This window comes from Neisseria sp. P0008.S010, from assembly GCF_051962715.1.
Classification (GTDB): domain Bacteria; phylum Pseudomonadota; class Gammaproteobacteria; order Burkholderiales; family Neisseriaceae; genus Neisseria; species Neisseria elongata.
This window is the reverse complement of record NZ_JBQCVA010000323.1, coordinates 1-263: the sequence shown is the minus strand read 5'-3', so window position 1 is coordinate 263 and position 263 is coordinate 1. Positions and strand designations below refer to the sequence as shown.

Here is a 263-nt window from a genome sequence, read left to right as displayed (position 1 = left end):
GACTACACGGGTATCTAATCCCATTTACTACCCTAGGTTTCGCCCCTTAGTGTCAGCTTCGGCCTAGCAGAGTGCCTTCGCTATTGGTGTTCCTCCCGATATCTATTCATTTCACCGCTCATTCGGGAATTCCCTCTGCCCCTACCTCACTCAAGTTCTTCAGTTTCCACCGCTTTCACTGGGTTAAGCCCAGTCCTTTCACAGCAGCCTTGAAAAACCACCTACGGGCCCTTTACGCCCAATAATTCCGAATAACACTAGCA

At 49.8% G+C, this 263-nt stretch carries 1 rRNA gene; it reads right to left on the bottom strand.

Annotation, left to right across the window (positions count from 1 at the left end):
- Positions 1–263: ribosomal RNA gene (locus ACTHSL_RS13790) — 16S ribosomal RNA — on the bottom strand; the annotation flags it as partial.